The organism is Ramlibacter sp. (assembly GCF_013697775.1).
Classification (GTDB): domain Bacteria; phylum Pseudomonadota; class Gammaproteobacteria; order Burkholderiales; family Burkholderiaceae_C; genus Ramlibacter.
This window is the reverse complement of record NZ_JACCWG010000442.1, coordinates 1-3,850: the sequence shown is the minus strand read 5'-3', so window position 1 is coordinate 3,850 and position 3,850 is coordinate 1. Positions and strand designations below refer to the sequence as shown.

The 3,850-nt window shown below is 71.1% G+C and carries 4 protein-coding genes; 2 read left to right on the top strand and 2 right to left on the bottom strand.

Annotated elements, in window-relative coordinates:
• A partial coding sequence (locus H0U68_RS22475; protein WP_296359128.1) for a glycosyltransferase family 9 protein occupies positions 1 to 506 on the bottom strand: 506 nt, incomplete at its 3' end.
• Between the two features lie 31 nt (positions 507 to 537).
• Positions 538 to 1,923 carry a phosphomannomutase/phosphoglucomutase gene (locus H0U68_RS22470; RefSeq protein WP_296359127.1) on the bottom strand — a complete coding sequence of 462 codons (1,386 nt, stop codon included), beginning with the start codon at positions 1,921 to 1,923 and terminating at the stop codon, positions 538 to 540.
• A 125-nt stretch (positions 1,924 to 2,048) separates the two neighbouring features.
• Here H0U68_RS22470 and H0U68_RS22465 point away from each other — a divergent pair, with 125 nt between their 5' ends.
• Positions 2,049 to 3,521 (top strand): DNA-3-methyladenine glycosylase 2 family protein, encoded by a 1,473-nt coding sequence (locus H0U68_RS22465; protein WP_296359126.1) that lies wholly within the window; start codon positions 2,049 to 2,051, stop codon positions 3,519 to 3,521.
• A 1-nt stretch (position 3,522) separates the two neighbouring features.
• The coding region (locus tag H0U68_RS22460) for a methylated-DNA--[protein]-cysteine S-methyltransferase (protein WP_296359125.1) at positions 3,523 to 3,850 on the top strand (328 nt) is incomplete at its 3' end.

Sequence of the window (3,850 nt, the reverse complement as noted above, 5' to 3'; positions counted from 1 at the left end):
CCGAAGCGCGGCGCGGCGGCCGGCGTGTAGCCGAGCGCCTGCGCGCACAGCAGGCGCGAGCGCTGCACCGCGTGCACGCGCGGCGCGACGGGCACCGCCACGTCGGCAACCCAGCGCGTGGGCACTTCGTAGCTCGATCCATCGGTTTGGTTGGCCAGCGCGTAGCGGCTGCCGCCGGGCGCCAGGCGCGCCATGCGCGCGACCACCGCCGATTTGGTGAGCCCTTGCAGGTCGATCACGGCGTCATAGGCGCGCGCCTGCAGCTGTTCGCGAAACGCCGCCCATTCCTCGCGCGTGCGTTTGGCCAGCAGCGCCTTGCGCCAGCGGCGGATCTCGCTCGGGATGGTTTGCGCCACGCCCTCGCAGCGCTGCACGAGCGGCGCGAAGCCGCGCTCCACCACCCAGTCGATGCGGGCATCGGGCAGGGCCGCGCGGATGTCCTGCACCGCCGGCATGGCGTGCACCACGTCGCCAAGCGAGGACAGCTTGACGATCAGGATGTTCAAGACGGCGTGACCGATGCGCGCGCCGGTGCCGTCAATGCGCCGCCTCGCCGATGGCGGCGTCGGGCTTCACGGTGCGCAGCAGTGCCAGCATCCGCGTCTCGATGCGGTGCAGCGCCTCCTCGGTCTGGCCCTCGAATCGCAGCACCAGCACCGGCGTGGTGTTGGACGCGCGGATCAGCCCGAAGCCATCGGGCCAGTCGACCCGCACGCCGTCGATGGTCGAGACCTCGGCCGGCGCGTCGAACTTCGCGGTCTTCACCAGCTGTTCCACCAGCCGGTGCGGCTCGCCCTCGGCGCACTGCACGTTGAGCTCGGGCGTGGAGAAGCTGCTCGGCAGGGCGTCCAGCACGGCGCTGGGGTCGTCGTGGCGCGACAGGATCTCCAGGATGCGGGCGCCGGCGTAGGTGCCGTCGTCGAAGCCGAACCAGCGTTCCTTGAAGAAGATGTGGCCGCTCATCTCGCCGCCCAGCGGCGAATTCACTTCGCGCATCTTCGCCTTGATGAGCGAGTGGCCGGTCTTGTACATCATGGGCTGGCCGCCCGCCTCGCGGATGGCGGGCGCCAGGCGCTGCGTGCACTTCACGTCGAACAGGATCGGCGCGCCCGGCACGCGCGACAGCACGTCGCGCGCGAACAGCATCATCTGGCGGTCGGGAAAGATGTTGTTGCCCCCGCGCGTGATGATGCCCAGCCGGTCGCCGTCGCCGTCGAATGCCAGGCCCAGCTCGGCGCCGCTGGTCCGCAGCGCGGCGATCAGGTCCTTCAGGTTCTCGGGCTTGCTCGGGTCGGGGTGGTGGTTGGGGAAATTGCCGTCCACTTCGCTGAACAGCTCGATGACCTCGCAGCCGAGCGCGCGGAAGATGGCGGGCGCCGAAGCGCCGGCCACGCCGTTGCCCGAGTCGACGACGATCTTCATCGGCCGCGCCAGCTTCACGTCGGACACGATGCGGTCGCGGTACGGCGCACCGACGTTGACGTTGCGGATGGTGCCGGGGGTGCCGGCCTGCTTCCAGCCGCCTTCTTCCATCGTGCGGCGCAGCGCCTGGATCTCGTCGCCGAAGATGGCGCGGCCGGCCAGCACCATCTTGAAGCCGTTGTAGTCCCTGGGGTTGTGGCTGCCGGTGACCTGGATGCCGCTGGCGCACAAGGTGCTGGCGGCAAAGTAGAGCATGGGCGTGGTGACCATGCCGATGTCGATCACGTTGACGCCGGTGGAGGCCAGCCCGCGGATGAGCGCGGCACTGAGCGAGGGGCCGCTGAGGCGGCCGTCGCGGCCGACCGCCACGGCGGCCTCGCCCTCGGCGAGGGCGCGGGTGCCGAAGGCGCGTCCCAGGGCTTCGGCAATCTCTTCGCTCAGGGTGGACGGCACGATGCCGCGCACATCGTAGGCCTTGAAAATCGTGGGGCTCAGCTGCATGGAATTCTTTGCATCCCTTCGGTGGAAACTGCGGGGGATTGTAGGCCGCGGCACCCGCAGGCACACCGCAGGCACGTGTCCGGAAACGGCCAGTCCTGCGGCAGGCGCTGCGTATCATCGGCCGCATGACGACCCATGAAGCGCACCTGCAGCCCGACGCCTGCTACCTGGCGATGAAGGCCCGCGACGCGCGTTTCGACGGCCGCTTCTTCACCGGCGTGACCACCACCGGCATCTACTGCCGCCCGGTCTGCCGGGTGCGCCTGCCCAAGCGCGAGAACTGCCGCTTCTTCGGCCATGCGGCGCAGGCCGAGAGCGCGGGTTTCCGGCCCTGCCTGCGCTGCCGGCCCGAGCTGGCGCCGCAGTCGCTGGCCTGGTCGATCCAGGACGCCGGCAGCATCCTGGCCCAGCAGGCGGCGCGCCTGCTGGAAGAGCCCGACGCCTGGTCCGAATCGCCTTCGGTCGAGTCGCTGGCCGCGCGCATGGGCGTGAGCGACCGCCACCTGCGGCGCATCTTCGAGGCGCAGTTCGGCGTCTCGCCGCTGCAGTACCTGCAGACGCGCCGCCTCCTTACGGCCAAGCAGCTGCTGGCCGACACCGATCTGCCGATCACCGAGGTCGCGCTGGCCAGCGGCTATGCCAGCGTGCGGCGCTTCAACGCGGCCTTCGTCGGGCACTATGGGCTGAACCCCACGCAGCTGCGGCGCGTGGGCGGGCGCGGCAGCAGCGGCACGCAGGTGCGGCTGGGCTACCGGCCGCCGTACGACATCGCGTCCATGCTGGGCTTTCTGGCGACGCGGCGCATCGAGGGCATGGAATACGTGGACGAAGCGGCCGGCGAGCTCGGCCGCACGCTGGCCATCGAATCCGCCGGCGCGCAGCACAGCGGCTGGATGACGGCGCGCTTCGATCCCGAGACGACGCAGGTGGTGCTGGGCGTGAGCGACGGGCTGCGCGGCGTGCTGCCGCAGGCGATCCGCCGCGTGCGCGCCCTGCTGGACCTGGACGCCGACCCGCAGGCCATCAACAGCGTGCTGCACGCGCGCTTTCCGAATGGCGACGGCCTGCGCGTGCCGGGCGCGGTGAGCGGCTACGAGCTGGCGGTGCGCGCCGTGCTGGGCCAGCAGATCACCGTGGCCGCCGCACGCACCCTGGCGCAGCGGCTGGTCGACCGCTTCGGCGAGCCGATCGAGACGCCGTCGCCGCACCTGCGCCGGCTGTTTCCCGCGCCGGCCGTGATGGCCGCGGCGACCGGCGACGAACTCGGCCAGCTGGGCATCGTGCGCCAGCGGCAAGCAGCCATCGTTGCGATCGCGCGGGCGGTGGCCGAGAAGCGCATTGCGCTGCACGGCGGGGCCGACGTGCAGGCCACGGTGGCGGCGTTGAAGGAGCTGCCCGGCATCGGCGACTGGACGGCGCAGTACATCGCCATGCGGGCACTGCGCTGGCCCGACGCCTTTCCGGCCGGCGACATCGCGCTGCAAAAAGCGCTGGGCGTCACCGGCGCAAAGAACCCTGCGCGCGAGGCCGAGGCCGCGTCGCAGGCCTGGAAACCCTGGCGCAGCTATGCCGTGCTGCGCGCCTGGCATGGAGCATGAAATGAAATTCGACAGATCCCTGGTTTGCACCCGCTACGAAAGCCCGCTCGGCACGATGCTGCTGGCGGCCAGCGACACCGGCCTGGCCGGCGTCTGGTTCGAAGGCCAGCGCCACCTGCCCGAAGCCGCGCACATCGCGCGCTGGTCCGAGCAGCCGAGCCACCCGGTGCTGCGCGAAACCGTCCGGCAGCTGGACGACTACTACGCGGGCAGGCGCAGCGCGTTCGACCTGCCGCTGGACCTGCGCAACGGAACGCCGTTCCAGCAGTCGGTGTGGCAGGCGCTGCTGGCCATCGCGCCGGGCACCACCACCAGCTACGGCGCGCTGG